General features: G+C 35.7%; 25 protein-coding genes and 1 pseudogene. 4 read left to right on the top strand and 22 right to left on the bottom strand.

Annotated elements, in window-relative coordinates; all coding sequences use genetic code 11:
• The first annotated feature begins 175 nt into the window (after window positions 1-175).
• The 3 genes and pseudogenes from ACWJAF_RS10835 to ACWJAF_RS10825 form a co-directional block, all read left to right on the top strand.
• A complete protein-coding gene (locus ACWJAF_RS10835; protein ID WP_448863877.1) occupies window positions 176-913 on the top strand; it encodes a tyrosine-type recombinase/integrase in 738 nt (245 codons plus the stop codon).
• On the top strand, window positions 910-1923 hold the full coding sequence (locus tag ACWJAF_RS10830; RefSeq protein ID WP_448863871.1) for a tyrosine-type recombinase/integrase: 1014 nt from the start codon (window positions 910-912) through the stop codon (window positions 1921-1923). The genes ACWJAF_RS10835 and ACWJAF_RS10830 overlap by 4 nt, the downstream gene beginning before the upstream one ends.
• A gap of 85 nt (window positions 1924-2008) precedes the next feature.
• A pseudogene (locus tag ACWJAF_RS10825) lies at window positions 2009-2404 on the top strand (Mu transposase domain-containing protein); the annotation flags it as partial.
• A gap of 59 nt (window positions 2405-2463) precedes the next feature.
• On the opposite strand, the gene tnpC reads toward ACWJAF_RS10825, so the two are convergent.
• From tnpC to tnpA, 3 genes are all read right to left on the bottom strand, one after another.
• Window positions 2464-4107 carry an IS66 family transposase gene (tnpC, locus tag ACWJAF_RS10820; RefSeq protein WP_448863869.1) on the bottom strand — a complete coding sequence of 548 codons (1644 nt, stop codon included), beginning with the start codon at window positions 4105-4107 and terminating at the stop codon, window positions 2464-2466.
• Between the two features lie 284 nt (window positions 4108-4391).
• The gene (tnpB, locus tag ACWJAF_RS10815; RefSeq protein WP_448863875.1) at window positions 4392-4718 is read right to left on the bottom strand and encodes an IS66 family insertion sequence element accessory protein TnpB; all 327 of its coding nucleotides are present in this window, start codon (window positions 4716-4718) and stop codon (window positions 4392-4394) included.
• A 31-nt stretch (window positions 4719-4749) separates the two neighbouring features.
• Window positions 4750-5130, bottom strand: coding sequence for an IS66 family insertion sequence element accessory protein TnpA (gene tnpA / locus ACWJAF_RS10810; RefSeq protein WP_448863867.1), 381 nt, complete (start codon window positions 5128-5130; stop codon window positions 4750-4752).
• A 281-nt stretch (window positions 5131-5411) separates the two neighbouring features.
• On the opposite strand from tnpA, the gene istB reads away from it, so the two are divergent.
• The gene (istB, locus tag ACWJAF_RS10805; RefSeq protein WP_448863865.1) at window positions 5412-6188 is read left to right on the top strand and encodes an IS21-like element helper ATPase IstB; all 777 of its coding nucleotides are present in this window, start codon (window positions 5412-5414) and stop codon (window positions 6186-6188) included.
• A gap of 139 nt (window positions 6189-6327) precedes the next feature.
• On the opposite strand, the gene ACWJAF_RS10800 is transcribed toward istB, so the two are convergent.
• The 19 genes from ACWJAF_RS10800 to ACWJAF_RS10710 form a co-directional block, all read right to left on the bottom strand.
• A complete protein-coding gene (locus tag ACWJAF_RS10800) occupies window positions 6328-7524 on the bottom strand; it encodes a polysaccharide biosynthesis C-terminal domain-containing protein (RefSeq protein ID WP_448863863.1) in 1197 nt (398 codons plus the stop codon).
• A gap of 130 nt (window positions 7525-7654) precedes the next feature.
• Window positions 7655-8833, bottom strand: coding sequence for a non-hydrolyzing UDP-N-acetylglucosamine 2-epimerase (gene wecB / locus ACWJAF_RS10795; protein ID WP_448863861.1), 1179 nt, complete (start codon window positions 8831-8833; stop codon window positions 7655-7657).
• A 2-nt stretch (window positions 8834-8835) separates the two neighbouring features.
• Window positions 8836-9432 (bottom strand): PglD-related sugar-binding protein, encoded by a 597-nt coding sequence (locus tag ACWJAF_RS10790; protein WP_448863859.1) that lies wholly within the window; start codon window positions 9430-9432, stop codon window positions 8836-8838.
• 1 nt (window position 9433) lies between these two features.
• Window positions 9434-10471, bottom strand: coding sequence for a polysaccharide biosynthesis protein (locus tag ACWJAF_RS10785; RefSeq protein WP_448863857.1), 1038 nt, complete (start codon window positions 10469-10471; stop codon window positions 9434-9436).
• Between the two features lie 108 nt (window positions 10472-10579).
• Window positions 10580-11254: an acyltransferase family protein gene (locus ACWJAF_RS10780; protein WP_448863855.1), complete on the bottom strand. Its 675-nt coding sequence runs from the start codon at window positions 11252-11254 to the stop codon at window positions 10580-10582.
• A gap of 9 nt (window positions 11255-11263) precedes the next feature.
• Window positions 11264-11524, bottom strand: a complete 261-nt coding sequence (locus tag ACWJAF_RS10775; protein ID WP_448863853.1) for a hypothetical protein — start codon at window positions 11522-11524, stop codon at window positions 11264-11266.
• A 155-nt stretch (window positions 11525-11679) separates the two neighbouring features.
• Entirely contained in the window at window positions 11680-12792 is a 1113-nt protein-coding gene (locus ACWJAF_RS10770; RefSeq protein ID WP_448863851.1) for a DegT/DnrJ/EryC1/StrS family aminotransferase, read from the bottom strand.
• A 5-nt stretch (window positions 12793-12797) separates the two neighbouring features.
• Window positions 12798-13772, bottom strand: coding sequence for an NAD-dependent epimerase/dehydratase family protein (locus ACWJAF_RS10765; protein WP_448863849.1), 975 nt, complete (start codon window positions 13770-13772; stop codon window positions 12798-12800).
• Between the two features lie 25 nt (window positions 13773-13797).
• Window positions 13798-15012 (bottom strand): ATP-grasp domain-containing protein, encoded by a 1215-nt coding sequence (locus ACWJAF_RS10760; protein ID WP_448863847.1) that lies wholly within the window; start codon window positions 15010-15012, stop codon window positions 13798-13800.
• A gap of 14 nt (window positions 15013-15026) precedes the next feature.
• Window positions 15027-16487 carry a lipopolysaccharide biosynthesis protein gene (locus ACWJAF_RS10755; protein ID WP_448863845.1) on the bottom strand — a complete coding sequence of 487 codons (1461 nt, stop codon included), beginning with the start codon at window positions 16485-16487 and terminating at the stop codon, window positions 15027-15029.
• Between the two features lie 59 nt (window positions 16488-16546).
• A complete protein-coding gene (locus ACWJAF_RS10750; RefSeq protein WP_448863843.1) occupies window positions 16547-17500 on the bottom strand; it encodes a glycosyltransferase family 2 protein in 954 nt (317 codons plus the stop codon).
• A 245-nt stretch (window positions 17501-17745) separates the two neighbouring features.
• Window positions 17746-18909 carry a glycosyltransferase gene (locus ACWJAF_RS10745; protein ID WP_448863842.1) on the bottom strand — a complete coding sequence of 388 codons (1164 nt, stop codon included), beginning with the start codon at window positions 18907-18909 and terminating at the stop codon, window positions 17746-17748.
• 143 nt (window positions 18910-19052) lie between these two features.
• Window positions 19053-20192 (bottom strand): EpsG family protein, encoded by a 1140-nt coding sequence (locus ACWJAF_RS10740; protein WP_448863840.1) that lies wholly within the window; start codon window positions 20190-20192, stop codon window positions 19053-19055.
• A 16-nt stretch (window positions 20193-20208) separates the two neighbouring features.
• A complete protein-coding gene (locus ACWJAF_RS10735) occupies window positions 20209-21411 on the bottom strand; it encodes a glycosyltransferase (RefSeq protein WP_448863838.1) in 1203 nt (400 codons plus the stop codon).
• An 18-nt stretch (window positions 21412-21429) separates the two neighbouring features.
• Window positions 21430-22197, bottom strand: coding sequence for a glycosyltransferase family 2 protein (locus tag ACWJAF_RS10730; protein WP_448863835.1), 768 nt, complete (start codon window positions 22195-22197; stop codon window positions 21430-21432).
• A gap of 50 nt (window positions 22198-22247) precedes the next feature.
• Window positions 22248-23603: a sugar transferase gene (locus ACWJAF_RS10725; RefSeq protein ID WP_448863833.1), complete on the bottom strand. Its 1356-nt coding sequence runs from the start codon at window positions 23601-23603 to the stop codon at window positions 22248-22250.
• 53 nt (window positions 23604-23656) lie between these two features.
• On the bottom strand, window positions 23657-25105 hold the full coding sequence (locus ACWJAF_RS10720) for an LCP family glycopolymer transferase (protein ID WP_448863831.1): 1449 nt from the start codon (window positions 25103-25105) through the stop codon (window positions 23657-23659).
• Window positions 25106-25135: 30 nt separating this feature from the next.
• A complete protein-coding gene (locus ACWJAF_RS10715; protein WP_448863829.1) occupies window positions 25136-25885 on the bottom strand; it encodes an immunoglobulin-like domain-containing protein in 750 nt (249 codons plus the stop codon).
• A gap of 45 nt (window positions 25886-25930) precedes the next feature.
• Window positions 25931-26638, bottom strand: a complete 708-nt coding sequence (locus ACWJAF_RS10710; RefSeq protein ID WP_448863827.1) for a CpsD/CapB family tyrosine-protein kinase — start codon at window positions 26636-26638, stop codon at window positions 25931-25933.
• Between the last annotated feature and the right edge of the window lie 5 nt (window positions 26639-26643).

The raw sequence follows: 26643 nt of genomic DNA, 5'->3' as shown, positions 1-26643 counted from the left end.
ATAAAGGAAATATATGTAATAGAGTCCAATAAGGTGGCTCTGAATTACCGGAATATATGGCTCCCATTCTCCGGAATGGTGGCTCTCAAAGTCCGGACAGGTGGCTCAGAGAGCCCCGGAATAATCAAAACCACATGAATCCGAACGCAGCAGTCACCAGAAAAGAGTTAGTTGTATCAGGCAGTTCGCTCTTTATCTGATATCATCAGGATATGAAGCTTATATACCTATAAATCTTGAATATATCCAACATAGAAAATCAAAATATTCGGCATATATATTCTCCCACGAAGAAATATCTCGGATCTTTAATGCCAGCAATCAGGTTTATCCAAACAGACAGTCAACTATGCATCTGGTAATGCCAGTTTTGATCAGGCTCTTATATTGTACAGGATTGCGAGTAATGGAAGCATTGAAACTTCAACTTAAGAATGTAAATCTGACCGAAGGAACACTGCTTATTGAAAGTGCTAAATTTAACAAAGACAGATTGATCCCTGTTTCCGAAAGCATGCGGGAGATCCTGATACAATACTGTTCTGTGATGCACCCACTATATTCACCGGAAGACTATCTGTTTGTTGGGGTAACAAGAGAGCCTTGTTCGCATCATAACATATATTTACGCTTCCGCGAAATTCTGGTAAGCGCCGGGATTAATCATGCTGGAAGGGGATATGGGCCAAGAATTCATGACATACGGCACACTCATTGTTGTCATGTTTTACAGGCTGCATCTCATAATAAAACAGATCTTACAAATATGCTTCCGGCTTTATCGGTATATATGGGACATGAATCTGTGCTTGCAACCAGTCAGTATTTAAAAATGACAGCTGAGATTTATCCGGATATCCTTCATGCCGTAGAGAGCCTATGTTCACAGGTAATACCAGAGGTACTGTCATGAAACCAACAAATTTTGCCCAATATATGAGCACATATCTTACAGTGTTTTTACCTGGAGTTAAAGGAGTTAGTTATAATACGATTGCATCTAAGCGAGATACATATATGCTTTTGTTTAAATATTTGAAAGAATGTCAGAATCTCAAACCTGAGGCTGTTGACATACCACAGTTAAGTATGGAAGTGATTAATGCTTTCTTAGAGTGGCTTGAGACAACACGTAATTCAAGTGTTTCTACGCGTAATATCAGGTTAGCAGCTATTAAATCACTCTTTTCTTATATACAGATGCAGACACCGGACTATATATACCAATGCCAGCAGATACTATCTATACCTCGCAAGAAAGAGCCGGAACATAACATAGAGTATCTGACAGTAGATGGAATAAAAGCAGTTCTTGATGCCGTAGATACATCCACAAAGCAAGGATTACGAGATCTTGCTTTATTGAGCATTATGTATGACAGTGCTGCACGTGTACAGGAAATAGCAGACTTATGTGTTAATGATTTTCGGATAGAAAAACCGTCAACGCTTCGCCTTACTGGAAAAGGACAAAAAACACGAATTATACCATTGATGGATAACACAGCAGCACTTTTGATAAAATACATTAATCTTTTTCATCCGCATTACAAGGGTGCACATGGTATACCGCTTTTTTCAAACCGCAACGGCAAAAAACTTACCAGAGCAGGTATTTCTTATATACTGAACAAATATGTAGACCTTGCGAAAGAAAAACATCCATCTCTGATACCAGAAACTGTATCACCACACGGTCTACGTCATAGCAAAAGCATGCACATGCTACAAGCAGGAGTTCCATTGATATATATCCGTGACTTTCTCGGACATTCTGAGATTTCTACAACAGAGATTTACGCTCGCTGTGACAGTGAACAAAAAAGAAAAGCTATCGAAGCAGCCTGTCCAAGCATAACCAAAGCAGATGTGCCTCTGTGGCATTCTGATAGTACTCTGATGGAGTGGCTTCAGTCACTGTGATAAAGCAGAATAAAATGTAAAGTCATAGAGACATTATTTTACGTTACAACTTAATGTTTGACTGTGACTTTACATTTTGCCTAACTTTCCATTTCACATATCTGTGGACGGAATGCTATACTCAGTTCCTTATGAATACATCAAAAAGAAAGTTGATGTAAAAGTAACAGATACCACCATTGAAATTTTTTACAACCATAACCGCATTGCATCCCACCGCCGTCTGAAAGGACGGCCTGGAAAGTACAGCACTGTCACGGAACATATGCCGGAAGACCATCAGAAATATCTGGAATGGAACGGCGACCGATTCTGTAAATGGGCAGAGCGGATTGGCATAAATACGTACACTGTGGTCAATGCGATACTGACCTCCAAACGTGTGGAACAACAGACTTATAGGAGTTGCATGGGACTTCTGAAACTTACTGATAAATACTCAGAAGCTTTGCTTGAAGCAGCCTGCAAAAAGGCGTTATCCTAGTAAACGGTAGAACATAAGTACCTTGACAAATAAGGATGGTCACTTTTTTGACCATCCTATTTTTCAGTTCTTTTAACAGGTTTCCGGATATGCTCCGGCAATGTTGCCGACCATGGCAACAAGGCTTCCAGGAAATCTGTGTTTGTATCATCTTCGTGTTTTGGAATCTCTGTAAGCAGATATTCAAAATAATCATACGGTTTCAGATTATTCGCTTTGGCTGTTTCTGCAATACTATAGATGATTGCAGAACTCGTTGCACCGTTAATTGTATCAATCATTTCCCAGTTCTTCTTTCCGATACAGAATCCCCGGATTGCCCGTTCACTGGCATTATTATCTATCGGGACATCTCCGTCTTCCAAAAAGACTCTTAAATACCGCTCATGATTTAGCGCATAGGTGAACGCCTCTTTCACTTTCCCGTTCTGTGGAGTTTTGGAACTGATCTGTTTCAGGTACGCAAAGAAAGCATCTACAAGTGGTTTGACCACTAATTGACGCTGTGTAAGCCGGTCTTCTGATGAAAGATCCGAAAGTTTTCCTTCTTCCCGATAGATTGCACGTATCTGATTCATGATCAAATATAATACGGACTCCTTTTGATGTGCTTTCGGCACCATCTCCAGTGCGTCATGGAACCGTCTCCGACAATGAACCCAACAGCCGGCAATTCTCAGGTCTTCGCGTTCCTTTTCCAAAGTATGATATACCTGATAACCATCTGTAACACAGATTCCGGTATAATCTTTCAAAAATTTCCGCGGATGTGATGCGTTACGGGTTTTCTGATATTCATAAAGAATAATCTGACGTTCCTGTTGCATGAATCCAGAACGATAAACCCACATCCAGCTTTGGCTTCCGGCCGGACGTCCATCTTTGTTGACAAGTACTGGTGTTTCGTCTGCTTGGATTACATGATATTCATACAAAAGACTGTGAAGATAATCGTACATGATTCCCAGATACCCTTCGCCCAGACGAATCATCCAGTTCGCCATGTTCTGTCTTGGAATCGCAAGTCCATATCTCTCAAACTCTTTTTCAAGACGATAGAGCGGAACCGCATTTACATACTTTCCATTTATGATTGCTGCTGCAAGTGAAGGGGATACCAGACTTCCGCGAAGCAGATTCCGCGGATGTGGTGCTTTTACCATATGTTCATCTACTTTGCTGGAATAAACGCCAATGTGATGTTCTTCCACTTCAACCTTTGCCGGAATGAATTGATAGCAGCGGGAAATCATATCCGGGAGTTGTTTCCACCCATTTTTTCCAAACTCTGCTGTCAATTCTTCTTCGGTCAGATAATGTTCAACTCTCTGCACTGGTAGATCTGATAAATCAGCGGTTCGTTTTCCTGCCTGCTTCTTAGGTCTAACCTTTTTTAATTCCAGTTCTTCCGGTTCCGGAGCCTCAAGATCACACACTGCTTCTGCTTCATTGAAAAACACAATCGTTCCATTTACTTCCATAAAACGAATCTGATTTGGATCTTCCAGCTTTTCACTTGACCTGCCAAATCGGTTTTTCTTTGAAAGAATCAATTGTTCCATCATCAGCTGCATCTTTTCATTTAATGCTTCTGTTTGTTTTGTCAGTTCTTCCATCTGATCCTGCATTCCAAGAAAAAGAGAAATCAACAATTCCTTATCAAGTTTATTCAGTTGTTCTTCTGTGTACTTAAATGCCATAATAACCAGAACTCCTGTCTTCATTCTGATTTTAATTATAGCAGATTCGTTGTATTATCGCTAATCCGTGGCATATATCCTTTCGGCATAATGACGGTGGATCATACATCTGGAAAGTCGTATTTTACAACCTTTCAGATCTATTATTCACTTTTCTCAGCCGACCAATTTATTTAGAAACATCAGCTGGCTGAGAGGATTAAGAACGTTTTGAAAGACATGGTATGTACCTGTTTATTCGTCTGCTTTTCTATTTTTATTTTCAGCATTCTGCACAATAACTTTTACATCATGCTTGGAGTTTCCTTTAATTCAGAAATAGGATTCCTTGCGACGATTTCGAACTCCTGCATCAGCATACGATATTGGTCTTCCGTAATAGACAGTGCTTCATCCGTTGACCAGGGCCATCGGAATGCTCCTTTATCCAAGCGTTTATACATTAAAAGAAATCCATCACCTTCCCAAAGTAATGCTTTGATTCGGTCATTCCTCCGTCCACAGAACAGAAACAATGTATTTTTGTCATAAGGATCCAGTTTAAACTGAAAGCGGATAATATTTGCTAATCCATCAATTCCGCGTCTAAGATCTGTAAAGCCGGTTGCCAGATAAACTTTTTTGAATCCGGAAGCGTTTGCATCATTCAGCCTGCGTAATCACCTTTATGAGATATTTCAGTACTTCAGTGGAAGCATTCGAAAATACTTCAAAAGAAACTCCTTCTTTTGTTTTAATACGGATTGCCGGAACAGGATCCGAAACATTCTCAGTATCTACAGCTGTATTTTCTTCTGATGGTATTGGCAGTTCGATAAAATTTGATTGTTCTGTCTGTATTTGATCTAAACATGCTTTTCGAACACGCCGGAGTCGATAATAATAATTGGCTTTTGTAATATTGTTTTGATTACACCATGTTTCAACGTCCATTCCACTCGGACGATTCTTACAATCCCGCACCTGTTCTGCCCACTGTTGGAGCCTGACCTGTTCCGCCATAAGACTGGTTTGTGTAGTCATAACTTACCTCCTGAGTATAGCCGGTCAAAAAAGTTGAGTACTTAACTTTTTTGACTGACTATCTTTGATGAGTGTAATTATGCCATAATAGATTTGAGTATGAAAGGTACTTATGTTTTACCGTTTACTTATCCTATACAGCATCGCCAAGTTACAAGAGCATCAAAAACATCCTTGTAACAGGTTCTGTAAAACAGGAATCAGAAACATCAGATTCCAAGACTACACACAAAGCACACGGCATCACAAGAGGTGCCGACTACTATCGGAGGTAATCATATATGACAAATCAGAGTACAATAGATAAATTAATTGAGCTGCGTCTTACATCAATGGCAGATGCATTCCGCAACCAGCTCAATGATTCTGAATTTAAGGAAGTACCATTTGAAGACCGTTTTGGTATGCTGGTAGATATCGAATACAGCAATCGGAAAAATAACCGTTTGAAACGTTTGATTCATAACGCTGGATTTGATCAGCCAGATGCAAATATCATGGATATCAATTATACTTCCGGACGCAAGCTCAACAAAAATCTCATCAACAGACTTGCTACTTGCGAATATATATCTGAACATCGGAATCTCTTTATTACTGGTGCAACAGGCTGTGGGAAGACCTACATGGCTTGTGCTTTTGGTATGGAAGCGTGTAAACGTTATTTCACTACCAGATATATCCGTCTCCCAGATCTGCTTATTGATCTAGAGATTGCAAGGACGGAAGGAAACTACCGAAAAGTCATGGCTAAATATGCAAATCCACTGATGCTCATTCTCGATGAATGGCTTCTTTTAAAACCAACTGAGATCGAGCAGAAAGACATTTTTGAGCTCCTACATCGGAGACGTAAGAAATCATCTACGATTTTCTGCTCTCAGTATAGATTCGAAGAATGGTATGATCAGCTTGGTGGTGACGACAGTCCATTGGCTGACGCGATTATTGATCGAATCGCACATGACAGCTACCGGATCAATATCACAAGCATTGATGCTGAGCATGATATCTCTATGATAGAGATCTATGGCTTGGATAAAATGTTACGCGAGTAAACTCGCATAAGCGGTTCCCGCATTACCGGACAGACGGTTTCCCGTCTGCCGGATTTGCGGTGTTACCGCACAGGAATATTCAATTATGTATTTTTATAATGATCCCGTTTTTAATACAAGCAATTATAATCATTTTTCCCTATACTTCCTCAAAAAACGTATCCGGTCTTTCAGGATTAAACACCTCATTACAAGTCATCACCGTAACAAGATCCTCCGTATCACTCAGATTAATAATATTATGCGTCCATCCCGGAATCATATGAATTGCCTCAATCTTCTCCCCAGACACTTCAAACTCTACTTTCTCACCCGTATTAATATTACGCTCCTGAATCAGCCCATGTCCAGCAACCACGATAAAAAGTTCCCACTTAGAATTATGCCAGTGCTGTCCCTTCGTAATTCCAGGTTTGCTGATATTAATAGATACCTGTCCACAATCCTCCGTATGTACAAGTTCTGTAAATGAACCTCTGTTATCCACATTCATCTTCAAAGCATATTTGAACTTATCCGTTGGTAAATAGGTAAGATATAAGCTATATAACTTTTTAGCAAATGATCCTTCCGGCATCTTAGGCATCATCAAAGTTGTTGGTTGCTCTTTGAACTGCTGTAATAAATCAACAATCTCACCTAATGTAACCTTATGTGTAACCGGAACATAACAGTAGCGTCCATCTTCTTTTGCAACAGTCTCCACTCCATCGAATTCACAGTGTTGCTCTTTTCCTTCCAGAAGCTCAAACATTCCTTCTACTAAATCATCAATATATAATAATTCCAATTCTGTAGTCGGATCATTCACGATAAATTCTTCGTCATTCGCTACAGCCCAGCAAAATGTAGATACTGCAGAATTATATTTTGGTCTGGAATGTCCCATTAAATTTGGGAAACGATATACTGCAACCTTTGCCCCTGTTTCTTTCGCATAATCAAAGAATAACTCTTCACCAGCCTTTTTAGAACGACCATACTCCGAATTACCAAAACGTCCAGCTAATGTAGCCTGAATAGACGAAGACAGCATAATCGTCGCCTTATTATTATACTTTTTCAGATTATTAAGAAGATCTGAAGCAAAGCCAAAATTTCCTTTCATAAAATCTTCCGGATTCTCAGGACGATTAACACCTGCAAGATTAAATACAAAATCCGCAGTTTCACAATACTTATCCAATTCTTCTGGTGTTGAATTCAGATCATATTCATAAATCTCTCCGATAGAAATATTCGGTCTTGTCCGATTCTTATTGTCTCTGATATTCTTTAAATTATTCACCAGTGCGGTTCCTACCATGCCTTTTGCGCCTGTTACTAAAATATTCATAACTATCTACTCTCTTTCATGTTTTATATAAAAATACTTCCCCTACCTAAATCATCCACTAAAATCTTTTTATAACAAAAGATTTTAGCAAAACAACGCAGCACTACCTGGTACTGCGTTGTCCCTCAAATTAAATATCTTTTCTCCAAACCATCTTGTTAACTACACCAGTGTAACTCTGGATAATCTTAACAACCTTCGTACTTACATTCTCTTCCACATAATCCGGTACTGGAATTCCGTACTCTCCGGCTTTATTCAATTCAACTGCTGTATCTACTGACTGAAGAAGCCCCTTCTCATCAATACCAGACAAGATAAAGCATGCTTTTTCCATAGCTTCCGGACGTTCTGTTGATGTACGAATACATACAGCCGGGAATGGATGTCCAACTGATGTAAAGAAACTACTCTCTTCCGGCAATGTTCCTGAATCAGATACTACTGCAAATGCATTCATCTGCAGGCAGTTATAATCATGGAATCCTAATGGTTCATGTTGAATGACTCTTGGATCTAATTTAAATCCTGTAGCTTCAATTCTTTTCTTACTACGTGGATGGCAAGAATATAAAATAGGCATATTATATTTCTCTGCCATCTTATTAATTGCATTAAACAGAGATAAGAAATTCTTCTCTGTATCAATATTTTCCTCACGATGAGCAGAAAGAAGGATATACTTTCCTTTTTCAAGTCCAAGTCTTTCGTGAATATCAGATGCTTCAATCTCTGCCAAATTATTATGAAGAACTTCTGCCATTGGAGAACCAGTAACATAAGTTCTTTCCTTTGGAAGACCACAATCTGCAAGGTAACGGCGAGCATGTTCTGAATAAGCCATATTCACATCCGAAATAATATCTACAATACGTCTGTTTGTCTCTTCCGGCAGGCACTCATCTTTACAGCGATTTCCTGCTTCCATATGGAAGATTGGAATATGAAGTCTCTTTGCTCCAATAACTGACAGACAACTATTCGTATCACCAAGTACTAATACTGCATCCGGTTTAATCTCTGCCATTAATTTATAGCTCTGAGCAATAATATTACCACAAGTTTCTCCAAGATCAGATCCAACAGCATTCAGATAAACTTCTGGATCATCCAATTTCAGATCTTTAAAGAATACTCCGTTCAAGTTATAGTCATAATTCTGACCTGTATGAGCAAGAACCACATCAAAGTACTGTCGTGTCTTATTAATTACTGCAGCCAGACGAATAATCTCTGGTCTGGTTCCTACAATAATCAAAAGCTTTAACTTTCCATTTTCTTTCCATTTCACATTATCATATGTTCCCATTATTATTTCCCTTTCATATTGCAACTCACTGACATTCCATCTAGAAGGTCTTCGTCTACATCAACTATGCTTTCATTGCAAATTGTAACATTACTTCCGATTCGTACTCTTTTTCCTACTTTTGCATAGGTTCTTACTACAGAATTCGTATAAACAAGTACATAATCGTCTACTGTACTATCATGATGGATTTCAACACCTGGATTCAATAAAACACCATTCCCTATCGATGCTCCATTTTGAATCACTGAATTTTGCAATAATACACATCCCCATCCCATATGGGAATATGGACTGACATATGCGCTTTCACATACAATATTAGGGAAAGTATATCCCAGCTCCATGGCATTTTCATAAATTCGTTCACGTAATTTATTATTGCCAATTGTCACAATTAGTAATGAATACTCTTTGCGAAGTTCTTTTAAATCCGAAATATGCCCTACCACTGGAACATCACAAATATTAGTGCCCACATCAAATCCGTCATCTACAAATGCACATTCATACTTCTGTCTTGCCTGTTCCGAAACGACTCTTCCGAAACCTCCAGATCCAATCAAAAGTAATTTTTCTTTTTTTATCTCTTCGTCCATTTTACATTTCCTTTAATGCCTGCTGTACATAATCTGTTGTCAGAATTTTCTTAACTGTTCCTTCTACATCCAATCTTTCTGTATTATGGCTTGTATAAGATTCATCTGCCATTGTATGTACTTCACCTTTTACAACAAATTTGTCGTAGTTCAAATCACGATTATCTGCTGCAACACGGAAATAATGTCCCATATCTTCGCTACGTAACCGTTCTTCTCGAGTCATTAACGTCTCAAAAAGCTTTTCTCCATGACGTGTTCCAATAATATTAGTACCTGTATCTCCAAACAACTGCTGTACTGCTTTTGCTAAATCTCCAATTGTAGATGCATCCGCTTTCTGAATGAAGAGATCTCCTGGATTCGCATGCTGGAATGCAAACATAACCAAATCAACGGCTTCGTCTAAGTTCATCAAAAAACGTGTCATATTCGGATCTGTAATTGTAATAGGATTACCTGATTTAATTTGGTCAATAAAGAGCGGAATAACACTTCCTCGGCTACACATTACATTACCATAACGTGTACAACAAATGGTTGTCCCACCACGTTCTGCTGCAACACGAGCGTTAGCATAAATAACATGTTCCATCATTGCTTTTGAAATTCCCATAGCGTTAATTGGATAAGCTGCCTTATCTGTTGATAAACACACAACTCTTTTAACACCTGCATCAATCGCTGCATGTAATACATTGTCCGTACCAATTACATTAGTCTGTACTGCCTGCATCGGGAAAAATTCACATGATGGTACCTGTTTTAATGCTGCCGCATGAAAAATATAATCTACCCCTGGCATTGCATCTTTTATTGACTGTGGATTTCGCACATCACCAATATAGAATTTTACTTTATTAGCATGTTCTGGATGTTGCGCCTGTAACTCGTGACGCATATCATCCTGTTTCTTCTCATCACGTGAAAAAATTCTAATTTCCTTTAAATCAGAATCTAAAAAATGTTTCAGAACTGTAGATCCAAAAGATCCTGTCCCTCCTGTAATCATCAATGTTGCGTTATTAAATGCAGACATAATATATTCTCCTTTATTCTTGATGTATTTAAATTATAATTTATTATATATCCTAATTCTTATATGTACACTTATCTTTATCTATATTTTTACACAATAACCATTTATCTACTTCTTCTTATTTTCCATCCAACTAACTATCGGCATTTCAACATATTTAATTCTCAACTGATCAATCACCGTACAAACCACATAGATTCCTAAAACGGATCCCACAGCATGTATAATCAAAAATGATGACTCGAAATATGCTGTATTTTTCAAAAAATCCACCCACAGCCACTGTCGCATCGTATCACTATTGGCATGGATTAACAAAACACCTAACGTAGACGCTGCAACTTTATTAATAAAGTTGCTTTGTAGAATATAAACATTCTTAAAAAACATAAAAGCAAATACGGCCGTCGTTAATGCTAAAATTTTGTTGCAATCATTAACGAAAAAATATGAGAGCCCCTGATATCCTAAACGCTTTCCTAAATAAGTGAGTATTATTACACTCATCCACGATAAAACTAGTGAACCGATTGTCAACCACATCCACAATTTTGTATTTTTAAACCAATGTTTTTCATAAATTCGTAAATAAGCGGCCAATAAATATAAAATGATAAACCAAGTAACATAGTTAAATGAAACCTTTGCCAAAACAAATGACGGTAAAAAAGTGTAAATAAACAAAAATAATCCAACTAGAAGCAAATGCTCTTTTTCAGTTAACGCACCAATTAATTTATTAAGAAATGGAATAAACAAATAAAACAACAAATAACATGCCATAAAATTGTCCTAAACAATAAAAAATGGAAATATCATTTTCAAAAAACTTATTCCTGAAAATTTTGCATATCCAGTTATCAAAAAAACAGCAAACAATATTATTGCATAAAAGTATCTTTCAAAAACTAATTTTAAAAATTTTTTCAGTGTTATGTGGGATTTACACATGAAATATCCTGTTATTAATACAAAACAATTTATTCCCGTCTTTCCTCCCCATCCAAAAAGCAATATAAAAATTAATCTAAAATCTAATTTATCACTATCCATTACTAATTGCATCATCCCTGAATTAACAACATAATGATGCGCTACAATACAAACCATCGTTATAATTCGAAATAATTCGAGGTTAGAAGCCCTCTGCTCCCCCTATTTTTCTGATTTTTTTTACCATCTCACTCATTTTTTTGTTTTTTCCCCCTCTATTTGGCACATTTTAAAACAATTTCACATATCCTATCTACATCTCCCATTGGCAAATCTGCATACAATGGTAATGTCAGTACTCTCTTACTAATATGTAATGCAACAGGTGTCTTATTTGAATCATATTTCCCATGGAAGCAATCGAACGAATTAGTCAATGGGTAAAAATACTTTCTGGCACCTATCCCATGAGCTGCAAGTGCCTCAAAAACTTCATTTCGACTAGCTCCAAATACTTTTTCATCAAAAATTACTGGGAAATACGCATAATTAGGTTCCACATCCTTTTGTTCTGGATTCAATTGAATACCTTCCACTCCTGAAAGATGTTCCACATAACGTTCTACAACAGATTTTCTCTTTGCAATCTCTTCATCTACATGACGCAAATTACAAAGTCCCATAGCTGCACAAAATTCGTTCATTTTTGCATTGGCACCTACACCATCTACTTTTTCTTGACTTCGAATTCCAAAATTTTTCAAACGATACAATTCCAATCCAAAATCTTCATCTTTATAGCAAGCCGCACCACCTTCTACTGTGTTGAACACTTTTGTTGCATGAAAGCTAAAACAAGATACATCTCCATATGCTCCTATTCCTTGTTGTTTATATTTCACACCAAATGTATGAGCTGCATCATAAATCACTTTTAGTCCATATTTATTTGCGATCTTTTGGATTTCCTCAATTTTACAAATGTTTCCATATACATGTACTGGCATAATTGCCACCGTTCGATCTGTAATTAATTCTTCAATCTTTTCCACATCAATTGTAAAATCAATAGGATTAATATCACAAAAAATGGGTTCTAATCCATTTCTTACTATTGCATGAGTTGTTGATGCAAAAGTAAATGGTGTTGTAATCACCTCACTACCTTTTGGAAAACCTAAGGCTTGCAAAGAAAGTTCCAAAGCCATATGTCCATTTGTAAATAAGTCAATCTTACCAACTCCAAGATACTCTATTAATTCTTTCTGAAGCTGTTTATGCTTTGTTCCCATATTAGTAAGCCAATGTGTATCCCATATATCTCTTATCTCTTCTATGTATTCCTCCATACTTGGCATAGAAGAACGTGTAACTAAAATCTGATTCATCAACTTTATCCTCTTTTCTCTTGTTCCATCTCTGCTTTTATATCTTTCAGCATCGAAATGTAATCATATTTAGGCTCATACCCCAATTCCTCTCTAGCTGGTGTTATATCCATAATATACTGAGGTGCATTAGGCTTATCTGGGCGCAAAACAATTGAAGATTTTTTATCATCCTTGCCAAACACCTCTATCATCCCCTTAATTTGGTCAAGTAAACTTGTTCCAACACCTGTTCCAACATTATAATATCCTTTTTCTCGATTGACAAAAAGTGCTTTATACATCATTTGACAAAAGTCTTTGACATAAACCATATCCTTAACTCTTGAAGCGTCTCCCCATACTTCTATTGGTTCTCCTGCTATCGCCTGATCTATTAATAATCGATAACCGATCTTTCTTTTTATTCCATCAACATAATAACAATCTATTGGTGAATATAAATATATTGTCGGTAAGCGAAACACGAATTTCTTTAACCCATACATTTCGTAATAATTTTCCATCATGTCAACCATAAAATTCTTAGTCATTACATATATTGTATGATCAGATTTGAAACTAAAATTGCGGGGCATATCAGCCTTTAATACGAGTTTAGTCTCGCCATAATCTTTTATATCTCCAAAACTCTGTGCAAACAAAATTCTATCTGCTCCATTTTTTCTACAATATTCCAAAATATTTAAATTACCCGTAATATTTACATCAATATAATATTGCGGATCATATCCCTTCATTCTTGCTGGCATAGCCCCCGCCAAATTTACAACCGCATATACATCTTTTGGTAATTTATCAAATTCATCTTTTTTAGTAATATCAACTTGAAAATATTTTACTCCCATTTTTTCAAATTTATCAGTCTGTCGAGTCCCAACCGCTATAACTTCATACTCTCCCCCTTGATAATTCTCCAAAAAATATTTTATAAAATATGTTCCTGTATTTCCACTTGCTCCAAATACTAAAATTTTCATTCTTCTCACTCCAATCAATTAGCAATTATAAATTCTCTAGCAACTTCACTTTGCACCATTCTTCAGAATAATCCATCATATGCAACATTTGTTCCATATTATCAAACTTCATTATCAAACATCCTAAAGTAGTATTCGCTCCTGTAAAAGCCTTAACCTTATCTCCTGCTTTTTTTATTAAATGATTTTCAATAATATGTTTACTTCCTTCTTCTGTAAAGGCTATTTCGTTTAATATCCCATCTTCTAAACTATGTACAGCGAAATAAGAATAATACCCTCTCGGATTTACATCTTTTAATTCAATTTTTTCGCCCATTGCTGCCTTTACTGAACATTCTACCAAATCTATTCCTGTAGCATACTTAATAACATCCGGAATATAATTTCCTCCATCTCGAGGTGCAACTTCCATTAAATATACATTGTAGTCTTTATCAATCCTCATATCAAAATTATAAGTTGTTGTCTGCATATGAAGTAAATCTAATAAGCGTTGAATTTCGCCTTGAATTTTGTCCTGTACTTCTCTTGGCATATTATATGGGAAACTAGCAGATATTGGAACAAATGGATTTACACATTTAGTATTAAAATGATCATTTGCAAAATATCTGAATACCAATTTTCCATCTATCGATAATCCATCACCTGCAATCTGATAGCCAAATTTTTCTACAAATTCTTCAATAATAATCTTTCTCCCTCTTGAGAATGACATTGCATATTCCAATTTAGCATTAGCCTCATCAAAAGTATCAATTCTACTAACACCTTTACTTCCGGATGAATCAACTGGTTTCACAATAATTGGATACTTGAAAATACCATTCTTCAAATCATTTTGTGCCTCTGCAATATCACTGTAACCTTTAGCCTTTGGAGTACAAAAACCATTTTCAGCCAAAAATTCTCTAAATTGATCTTTATTGCACAAAATTTCAACTGATTTATATGGACTCCCTGGTAAGTCTAATCTTTCTGCAACATAGGCCGCTGTTGGCGCAGCTGGATCAGACGCATATGCTAATACTCCGTCAACACTTTCTTTTTCTGCTACTTTTAATACTTCACTTTTATCCGTTGTACTCACTAAATAAAATTTATCTGCGACATATTGTCCCGGATTGTCTGGAAGAAAATCACAAAGTATAGTATAATATCCTAATTTTTTTGCCGTTTTTATCGCTACAATCTGTTGCGCAGATCCACCCAATAAAAGAATTCTTTTTTTTCTCATTTTTTCACCCTCATCTACTTATGTAATATTTTAAGAACATATGGCCGCACCATATTCCACACATAATTGAAAGATTCTAACTTTAATAATACTGAACCTATAATATATACAAACGCTCCCAGCACAACTTGTATACATAAGATAATACTATCTGAAAGACCTATCCATTGTACCGGATAAACACATACTCCCATTACTACGGCTAATACAATTCCTGGTAGAATATCTTTTAACTGTTCTAAATATCCATAATCTAATAACTTACGGTTTGGCCAAGAATTAATAATTTGACTCAAAACACTGCTAACGAGCAAACTATACGCCATCGCCATAACTCCAAACCACATAGTAGAAAGTAAAAGAATTATACCAACTATTTTTTTTAAAATTTCTAATTTTAAAAACAAATCACTTCTTCCCAAAGCCTTTATTGCATTTAAATTTGCAGTATGTATTGGGTAAAACATACTTGTAATACAAAATATTTGCATAAACGGAACACACGCCAGCCATTTTTCCGTTAAAACCAAACGAACAATCGGTATCCCACAAAATGCCAATCCCATCATTAGTGGTGCCATAATATATGTACTCGTTTTGATAGCTCGTCTTGTCATAGCCTTAACTCTTACTTTATCATCTTGTTCTTGTGACATTGTAGGCAAAAGTACACTGTCTATTGAAGTATTTATATTATTGATAATCAAATCCGGAAATTGTTTTCCTCTATTATAAAATGCCAAATCCGAAGATGAATACATCTTACCTATTATTAGCTGCCTGATATTATTATAAACAGTGTCTAACAATGTGGATGCTAATAATTTCCATCCATACGAAAACAATCCTTTTAAGCGCTTAAAGGAAAACTCCCTCGTCGGTCTCCACTTCACCGTAATCCATAATATCAGCGTATCCATCGTTGTATTAAAAATCTGTTGTGCAACTAATGCCCAAACACCATAACCTCTATAGGCCATCCACACACCAATAACTGCTGCTCCAATAGTTCCACCTAATGTAGAAAAGAAAAACCTTTTAAACTGCATTGTCTTAGAAACATATGCTTGTTGAATATTCTTTACTCCAGAGATTACTATTGTTAATCCCAAAACACGAATAACAGGTACTAACGATAGATTTTTATAAAAGCCAGCAATCCACGGTGCACAAATAAACAATCCACTGTATAACAGCACACATACTGCGATATTAAAATAAAAAACCGTTGAAAAATCCAATGTATCTGCATTTTTTTTCTGTATTAATGCATTCCCCATCCCACTATCAACAAAAACATTTAATATAGTTGTAATTACTGTAACAAGAGCAATTGTTCCATAAACTTCTGGCGCTAATAGTCGTGCTAATACGACCGATACTACAAATTGTACGGCCTGTGCACCACACCGCTCAGCAAAACGCCATATAAAATTTGATATTACTTTATTATTTGACATCTTTTCTCCAATCATAAGTAATTGAATTCCATGTATATTCTTCTATGTTTTACATTTTCCTTTTTGAAATCAATCTATTTAATTTTCTTCCATATTACTTTAACCATATAACTCAAACATCCTTTTTGGTGCAACATGACAGAAATTGCATTTTTCAAATTTTCTAATGTTCGTTTATGAAAAAAATCCGAAACAGTTGTTACGGCAGCCATAACTTTTCTATTGTTTAAAGATATTTTTTTTTCATATTTTTCACAAAAAATCTTTTCTAATTCTTGATATGCCATCCAATCTCGATACCCCTTAGCAACTCCAATATTTCTAGATGACCATGAATTACCACCTTTTTTAACTATAAATCTATACGCTGAATATGTCTGTGGTAAACGATAAACCGATCCATGTGCAAGAAGATACAAATATAATTTTATATCCCCTTGTATCTTTACTGTAATAAATTCTTCAGGATACCCTTTTTGAGAATCCATAAAAATATTTCTGCACACAAGACTAGCTAACTGACTTGGTAATTCTTTCATCTCAAAGTCTTCTAATGAATAACGTTCTTCTTTTTCATAGTAACCAAAAGTTTTTATGTTTTGAATCTTTTCATCCTCATCTACAACAATATATTTATGAACACATGCTACATCTTCCAAATGTGACTCTAACCATTCTACCTGGAATTGCAACTTATTTTCATCAATCCAATAATCATCCCCTTCGCAAAACGCAATATACTTTCCCTTTGCTCTGGGATATTGATACGTTTGATTAACATTAATTCCCTTACTCATCTGATTTTCTGATTGTAATATTGGTTTTATAATATCTGGATGTTTTTCTGCGTATCTTTTAATAATATCTGGGGTCGAATCTGTAGATGCATCATCATAAATCAAAATTTCGAACGCAAAGTTTGTTTTTTGCATCAAAAAACTTTCTATTGCATGTGCAACATATCTTTCATGATTGTATGTACTGCAAAGTACACTTACCATTATATTATTTCCCATATATTTATTCATAAGTATCTCTTTCCTTATTCTGATTACTCCAGTTATTTTTAAAGCGAATGTATCTGATTCGAAAATAGCACCCCACTTTTAACTGTCTTTTTATATCTTTCAATTTAAATTGACACACTTTCCTTATTGTCAATTAACTTTCTAGAATAACGTTTTTCATCTTATCATCTATACAAAATTTTCTGATTCAAACCCTCAAACTATATTCTTCATCATTTTATGTATTTTCTACCATAATACCTTGCTTAACATTTCTCATTTTTAATAATTTCTTCATATAGCGTCACATACTTTTGATATGCATCTTCTCTACAATAAAGTTGTGCTCTCTTCTGACATGCTGCCTCCATATTTTTTTTGGCATTTTTCATTTCAATTATCGTTTTTTTCAATGCTTCATAATCTTTATAAGGAACAACTCTTCCACATTCTTTCGTTATGCTTTCAGAGCTTCCACCTGTTTGATATGTGATTACCGGTGTTCCACAAGCTAAAGCCTCCAAATTAACAGTCGGAAAATTATCTTCTAACGTTGGATTAATAAACAAATCAGCCGCTGAGTAAATCTCAGCTAACTCTTCTTGACTTTGTGTACAAGCAATAGGAATTATACGTTCAGGTAACTCCTTAGCAACTGTTTCTGAAACACCTACCAATACAATTGCAAATTCTTTTGGCAATTCTTTAGCTAATCGTTTAAACTCATTAATTCCTTTACGTGGTCCCCAATCAAATGCAACTCCTAATAATATAATCTTATTATTAAGTTTATATTTACCTCGAAATTCACTTAATACAAATTTAAATTTTCCCAAATCAATGCCATTATTAATCACAACTGTCCTATATTTATTTAAATATGACTGATTAGCCAAATTTGCTAACCACTGTGAAGGTGTAACAATAACCATATTAGGAATACCTGTAAAATACCGTTTTTTTATAGTATATTGTTTCTTCGAATCATCTATAAAGCAACCAGGATACAGTTTATACAATGGACATTTGAAACATCCGTTCTTCCACTTTTCACAATTTATCGCCATGAAATGCGGACAGTGTCCAGTAAAGCTCCAACAATCATGTAATGTCCAAACTATTGGTTTTCCCGATGTTTTTAAATACTGAAACAACATCTTCCAATTTAGATACCAACCATGAATATTATGAAGATGAATTATATCAGGATTTACTTCTTTTATTTTTTGAATTAATTTATATGTTGCGAAATGTGAATAACATCCATGATATCCTGTTACTTTAGCTAAAACAATATGCTCTAATTTGCCAATCGGTCCACCAATTCTATAAAATGTATTTGGGAAAATCTCCCCTCTTGGTTTTGTATAGGAAGCCGATGTATATACAGTATCTCCTTTTTTTTCTAAAGTCTCTGCAATCTGGAACATAATTCTTCCTGTACTACCATACGGGACTGAATTAATTTCAAAAATTACCATCTTATTATTTTTATGATAATTAATAATTAATTATCATATTTCTCCTTTCTTTCAATACATTTTATCTTCATACTTTTAGTTAATAACAAAAACTAACAATACGTTATCATCATATATTCTGGAAGCGAAATTCTCAAAACAAATATCAGTCCACAAACTATACTTAATACCATTACTAATTGACGCCACGTATTTATCCTTTTATCATTTCCACACACACTATATAAAACAGGTGTTGAAAGAACACCTAGTACATATAACGGTCTTAATATCATCTCTAAGTAACCCAAATTAAAAACCGAACTTATCACCATCATAATCAAAAAACTTTGTACAGCCACAATTTCCTTCGAATTTTCTATATTGTTTTTTTTCTCTATTAAAAGTGAAATCATTATTCCTATAAGTACAATATAAGCGCCTATTAAATAGTAATTTATTCCACTGCTTCGCTTTTCAGTATAAATTGCAAAACTGCTTGACATTTTACTCAATATTTCATACTTCGAATTTCTAAATGTTCCTGCAATATACGGAATAATATTTGTTCCGAAAAACAGAAGGACTACTGCCAATTTTGTATGTCGCATTTTCGATAATAAGTAAATTATCACAACATATATTACCGAAAAATGAACTGTAAAAGCAAAAAAGAAAAGTATAACAAATTCAATAAATGAATGCTTTTTAATCATATTATTGTATATTGCTAATGCTAAAATTGCTGCTGCCGTCGTATTTCGAAGTCCAGAATTAACAAAAATGAATGGCATAAAAACATTACAGAGCATCATCGAAATAACAATATCATTTCCTGACATATAATGTTCTTTATTCCAATCTATTGTTATATAACACCATATACCATAAGTTATAAACGTCATTATAAAAGGTAACATTCTATTATTTTTCAGTATCACAACAAGATAGCGAATTATATTATAAAAAAATAGTTGTACATAATCCGTCCCACCAATTCTCAATTTATTATTAAAGAGTAAATCTATAAAATCAATACCACTATTTTTTATTTCATTCAAAGCTGCATACTGCCGATATAAATCCCAATATTTCGTTGGATTAACACACATTGTTATTATCGACAACGCAAGTGCAATTATAATAAGTGTTCTTTTATGTATCACATTTGAATATTTTATAAGTACAACTCCACCTATTACTATAACTTCTACAGATAGTAATAAGACCACATTTAATATAAATGCTCCCATTTCCCCCTCACTTTCATTATTGTTTTATTAAGTTTATAATACTCTCAGCCACTGCTGATTGAGATTTTGTTTTTTGCATATAATCAAACATTTTCTCAATCCTTTTTTCATCGTCATCCTTCTTAAGATTCAAAGCTTTTTCTATTGCTAATGCAAGATCTTCAATGCTGTCCGATTCTGGAATAACAAAAAAATTTCTATATATTTCTGGTATTCCATCCAACATATATGCAACAACTGCATTTCCCGTCATCAAATATTCAATATTCTTAGATGGAAACGAATACTTTGTATATTCATCATCATTCTGTCTTGGATTCACGACTACATCCGCTTCAGATAATATTTTATTCGCTTCTTCTGCTGAAACCATACCATAATAATGTATTCGAGTATCTCTTCTACTCATTTCTTTTATATACTCTTTGAGTTCTCCCCCACCACAAATATGAAGAGATGCTTCTGAATCTTCAATTTGTTCAAAAGCTTCAACTAAACGCTTTGCCCCGAAAGCTTCAACCAACTTTCCTGCATAAGCAACTTTTTTTTCATTTTTTTTACTTCTATTATAATTAAAGCTTTTAGTATCTGCAATTCCTTCTACAACTATATATGGTCGATTTTGCACTTTCAATTTTTCTGCCATATAATTTGTCAGGAGCGTAAAAGAATCCACTTCCTTTATAAGCTTTTCCATCTTATAAATATCAATTTTCTTAAAAAAATCATAAATTGGATGCGCTTTTTTACTTAAATTCATATACTGTGGAAGATCCGGCACTATCATATGGATATGAATAGAACTATCCATTTTTTTCCCAAAAACCGCTGCTTCTAAAAAGGGTGTATGCGGACAATATACAATGATTGCTTTTTTTTCTTCCTTTGAATTTTCCACAAATTTTTTCACACATTTCTTCAATGCTATTGTTCTACTAATATTACGATATCCCCATGTATTATCAAAAAATATATACTCGATATTTTCGTCACTCTCTCCTGCTTCAAAGCCTTTAAAAACTCTATCCTTATAAGCTGTAGGCCATGGTCCGATAAAAGGTGCAGACACAACTTTTAAATTATTTTTTTTGTTTTTCAACCCCCAAATTACTCTCTGCTGAAATGTATTTGCTGCATTTTCAACCCATGTTTTTGTTTTCCTTGAAATTTCATCTTGATATTTGGGTTCAAAATAACCACAAAGAAATAATATATTCATAAACACTCTCCAATTATATTATTTTAAATTTCTATATTTCATCAAACTCTTCATTATATAACAGCATTCATAAAAAAAAGTTTCACAAAGACTCAACCCAATGTATTGATATGTATTCCAATTCATTTTAGCTGCTTTTATTTTGTTTCCCGATTTTGATGATTTTGAAATGCGATAAATTAGTAGGGGTTCATCCAATCCGTATGCTTTTCTTCCTTCTTTCAAGATTCTTAACCAAATTGCAAAATCTTCATGCATTTTATCACCCATTACATAATATCTTTCATACAGTTCTTTACGAACCAAAGCTGATGAATTAGAAATCACATTTTGTTTCAGTAATTGGCGATATGTAATCTCTTCCGGAACATGCAAATTCCAATTTATTCGCTTCCCATTTGAATCCATAAATGCCGATCCAGTAAAAATCAAATCTGCATTCCTTCTTCGTTGAAGCGCAATTTGCTTTTCCAATTTTTCTGGCAACCACTCATCATCACTATCCAAAATTGCAATCCACTTTCCCTTAGCTTCATCCAAACCATGTTTCCGAGTGAATGATACTCCTTTATTTTCCTTATTTACCAACAGTCTAACACGACTATCTTTTATCATAAAAGCTTTTATCAACTCTACTGTTCTATCAGTTGAACAATCATCAATAACCAAAAGTTCAAAATTTGAAAACGTCTGATTTAATACAGATTCTATAGCTTGTGCTAACGTTTTCTCAGCATTATATGTTGCCATAATAATACTTACCATTCCAAATTCTTCATGTAGCATTTTATATCCTCATTTTTTATTTTAACTCACGAAAGCATCTTATTTATTAATTAAACATTTTTATTATCTTTTCTAAATTTTAGTTCTTCTTTCCCTTCTCCAACACCTTCCGTACTTTCCTTGCTCGTCAAGATTTTAACCGTAGCAAGCATAATCGTCAAATCCTCCAATATACTCGGATTAGAAATATACATTAAATCCATAAGCAATTTATCATAAAAAGTAGTATTATACTTTCCATATACCTGCGCATATCCTGTAAGTCCAGCCTTCGTCTGTAATCTCAGTCCAAATTCCGGAACTTCCTTCTCAATCTCTTTCTGCAATTCCGGTCTTTCCGGTCTAGGTCCTACCAGACTCATATCACCTTTTAAGATATTGAATAGCTGTGGCAGTTCATCCAATCGACATGCACGAATTACTCTACCAACTTTTGTTATTCGAGGATCGTTTTCACCTGAAGATAATACTGCCCCACTGAATTTTTCAGCATCTACTCGCATACTTCTGAATTTAATAATCTCAAATACTTTTCCATCCTTTGTCAGACGTTTCTGTTTGTAAAAGGCTGGTCCACCATCTGATTTAACAACAATTGCAGTGATTAAAATAATAGGAGAAAGAATCACCAACGCAACACCTGATATAATAATATCCAGTGCTCGTTTTGTAACAATATATTCTGCTGATGGTTTATATCTCTGATTCTTCATAATAGGCAGATGCAACATATGTATCTGTTCTGATCCACGCATCATGACATCTGATATTCTCGGAATCATGAATAACTTTATTCCTTTAAACGTACAATATTTCAAGATAATATTTCTTTGTGTTGAATGAATACCACATAAAAATACTGCATCCATATTATCAATTTTATCTAAATGATCAATAATCTCTTCTATTGCAAATGTACCCTTGATTCGGAATCTTTTCTGAAGACCATATGTGTGAATCAAATTCTCCATTCCAACACGCTCATCATATATAACTATCGTCTTCAAAGGTGGATGATTCGAAAAGTAAGACTTATGCATAACAACTGCCCATATTCCACCTACAATACATTGTACAACCCACGCTACCAGTCCCGGAAGGATATTAGGCAAATGAATGGATAACATCCAGATTAATATGTACATAATTGCATCAGTCACCATAAGCGCTATAACTTGCCCAAAGATTATATCTCGAATCTGTAAGATAGAAACTCTAAAACAATCCAAGCGCTGGCAAAACCAATAACACAAAAAGAAAAACGTAAGCAGTACAAGTACTGTAACTTGTTTTGATCCTACCGTTGAAGTTCTAGGCTCATAATATAATCCCCAACATGCAATGAATGGAATTAAAAGTAATATAATATTAAGCATTTTCACGACTGCAAAAGGAATTTTTTTCATACCTTATCCTCCCTATTCCTATGGTAGTTTATAACTAACTTTTCCCTTTTATCTTATTGCATTACTGCATTTATCTTATTTGAAACTTCTGTTACTACATTTTCATCCGGCCACATTACATACAAAGGCTGTGAACCAGATGAATAGCACGCCTGCGTATCTCCTGTTCCTGATGCTGCCTGCGATTCAACATTCCAGCTTCCACCATCATTCAACTGCATATTAATAAATTTCGCCATTTCATCTTGTGTCATATTGGTTTCTACACAATCGCTTACGCTGGCAAGTATTTCATTTGCACTCTTTAAGATGGCCGGTGACGTTGCTTTATTAATAATCGCTGTCAATACTGCTTCCTGATCTTTTCCACGCTGGTTATCACCTTCCTGGAAGCTGTATCTTTCTCTTGAGAAAGCTAACGCCTGTTTTCCATCCATATGGTTCATACCTTTTGTAAAGCTATAACCCTGTGCTGTAAATTCCACCTCAGAATTCACATCCACCCCACCAAGCGCATCCACAATCGTCTCAAGCGAAGTAAAATTCACTCTCGCATAATAACTGATATCTATTCCATACAGACTCTCCAATGTATTCATCGAAGCATCCACACCATAGATACCGGCATGTGTCAGCTTATCTCTCTGCTCTCCCGACACATTCGGAATCGTCACATAATAATCTCTAGGCGTTGTCGACAGAAGAATCTTTCTTGTCTGCGGATTCACTGTCATGATGATATTCACATCACTCCGACTGTTTGTAGTAATCGGCCCAGCCACATCAATACCACTGATAAATACATTGAACGGCTCGCTTACATCCGCCTGCTTCTCCTGCTTAATCTCCGTCTTAATCCCATACTGATACAAGATTTTCACCTGATCTGAAAACCCTTCAATCGAATCATCGATCATACTCATATATCCTTCATTGAAGATTGCTGCATCGATATTGCCATTCAGAAGTGCATTTGCCTCATCTGTCAGCGATTCATATGTCTCTGCTTTCAGATCCCGTCCGATTACATTGGTCACGTCTTTTACCATCTTTTCAGTATTATCCTGGTCAACAACGGTCTGGTATCCAAAGCGGTAGTTCTGTGCATCAGAAATATTTTCTGCTTTATCATCTTTTTTTACAACTACAACCATGTTGTCGGTCTTATAGGTTGCACCGCCGATTTTCTGCAATACGTCGTCTGTCTTCATCAGCGCTACACTTCCAACTGCCAGTACGATTGTCATCAGAAGACTGATGATCATTCCGACATAGCGTACGACTTTATTTCTTGGATACTGGAGTGCATGTGTTGCCGCGAACAGGACTAATAGTACGATGATAAGTGGTACCATATATTTCACCGGTGCCAGTCCGCTGTTCCAGATCAGCACGATGCAGATCACGGATACCGCAAGCTGGATCAGTGTAACCAGCTTTCCTGCTATATTATGTGTTCCTGTCATCGGATGTCCTGATTTCTTATGTCTTTTGGATTTCATCTTTTTTTCATCCCTTTGTAATCATTTTCTCTACTGTACTGTTAATGTAAATGTAATCGGATCCGATGTATTGCCATCACTGTCCTGTACATAATATGTAAGTTCGTAGGTTCCGCTCTTTGTGGTATCGTAGGTTCCGTCGACATGGAGCTGTCTGAACAGTGTATCTCTGTCGTCTTTGTCATCCACTACGTCTTTTACCATGCTTGTTGCATTGAAGTTAGATCCTCTTGCAATCGTCTCGGACGTTGCTGTCAGGGACATTGCCGGTTTTTCACCATTTGCTTTCAGATCATCTGTAGTTGCGTCCGGCTGATCTGCCTGTTGCTGATCCGGCTGCTGTTTGTCTGCATCTTTTTGTTCCTGATCTGCTGACTGATCCGGCTGTGTGGCATTTTCTGCATCTGCATTATCTGCCGGTGCGATGTCTTCGGCATCGCTTCCCATGTTGTTATCTCCATGGTAGGTTACCGTTTTTCTGGCTGTTCCTACGTTATTGGATTTGTCCATCACGCCATAATATACCACTGCTTTTTTCTTACTGGTCGGCACGACTCTGTCTACGAATACTTCGTCTGTCAGATCACCGTCTTTATTATCGGTAGCAGTGACTCCTTCCAGTAACTGGTCATAAGGATCTCCTGCTGTGTAACTCATTTTCTTATCACTTACTGTTATTACCGGTGCTGTACGGTCCTGCTTTTTGTAGGTAAGCACCCCTACTGCACCGACAGCTACACATCCAAGTAACAGAACAATTGTTATTAATCTTTGTTTCATATGCTCACCTTTTGCTTACCTTTAACTTATTCTACTACTTGTCTTTTATTTATCTTCGTGTCCATATTTGCCGTAATAGTCGCCGTAATATTTATTATAATATTTATTACCATAGTACTTATTCTGCTTCATATCTACTTTGTTGAGTACCACGCCAAGGATCGGACAGCCTGCCTTTTCCAGCTGTTCTTTTACAACTCTTGCAAATTTATAACTGATTGCCTGTGATGCAACAACCAGCACAGATGCATCACAATTCTTTGCGACAACAGCTGCGTCAATAACACTTCCAAGTGGCGGTGCATCGATGATGATGTAATCGTATGCTTTTCTTGCACCATTTAAGAATGCTTCGAACCGGTTATTGCCAAGGAGCTCCGATGGGTTCGGTGGTATCACTCCTGCAAATGTTACGTACAGATTCGGGTTCTGGGTTTTCAGAATGATCTCTCTTACTTCTGCCTGTCCGGACAGGAAGTGGCTGAGTCCTTTGAAGTTACCACTGACTTTGTGTCGTCCCATCAGGACAGATTTACGAAGGTCTGCATCCACGAACAGTACTCTCTTTCCACCTTCTGCAAGAGAATCTGCCAGAGATAAGGATACGGTACTTTTTCCTTCGTTCGGTGTGCAGCTGGTGAATACGATTGCTTTTTTATCGGAACCTGAAAATTCGATGTTCGTACGAAGTGTCTTATATGCTTCGTTACTTCGATAGTCTTTTTCTAAATTTTTTAATACTACGTCTGCCATGTCTG

Source organism: Dorea sp. (genome assembly GCF_977044405.1).
This window is presented reverse-complemented; position numbering and strand designations above follow the sequence as displayed.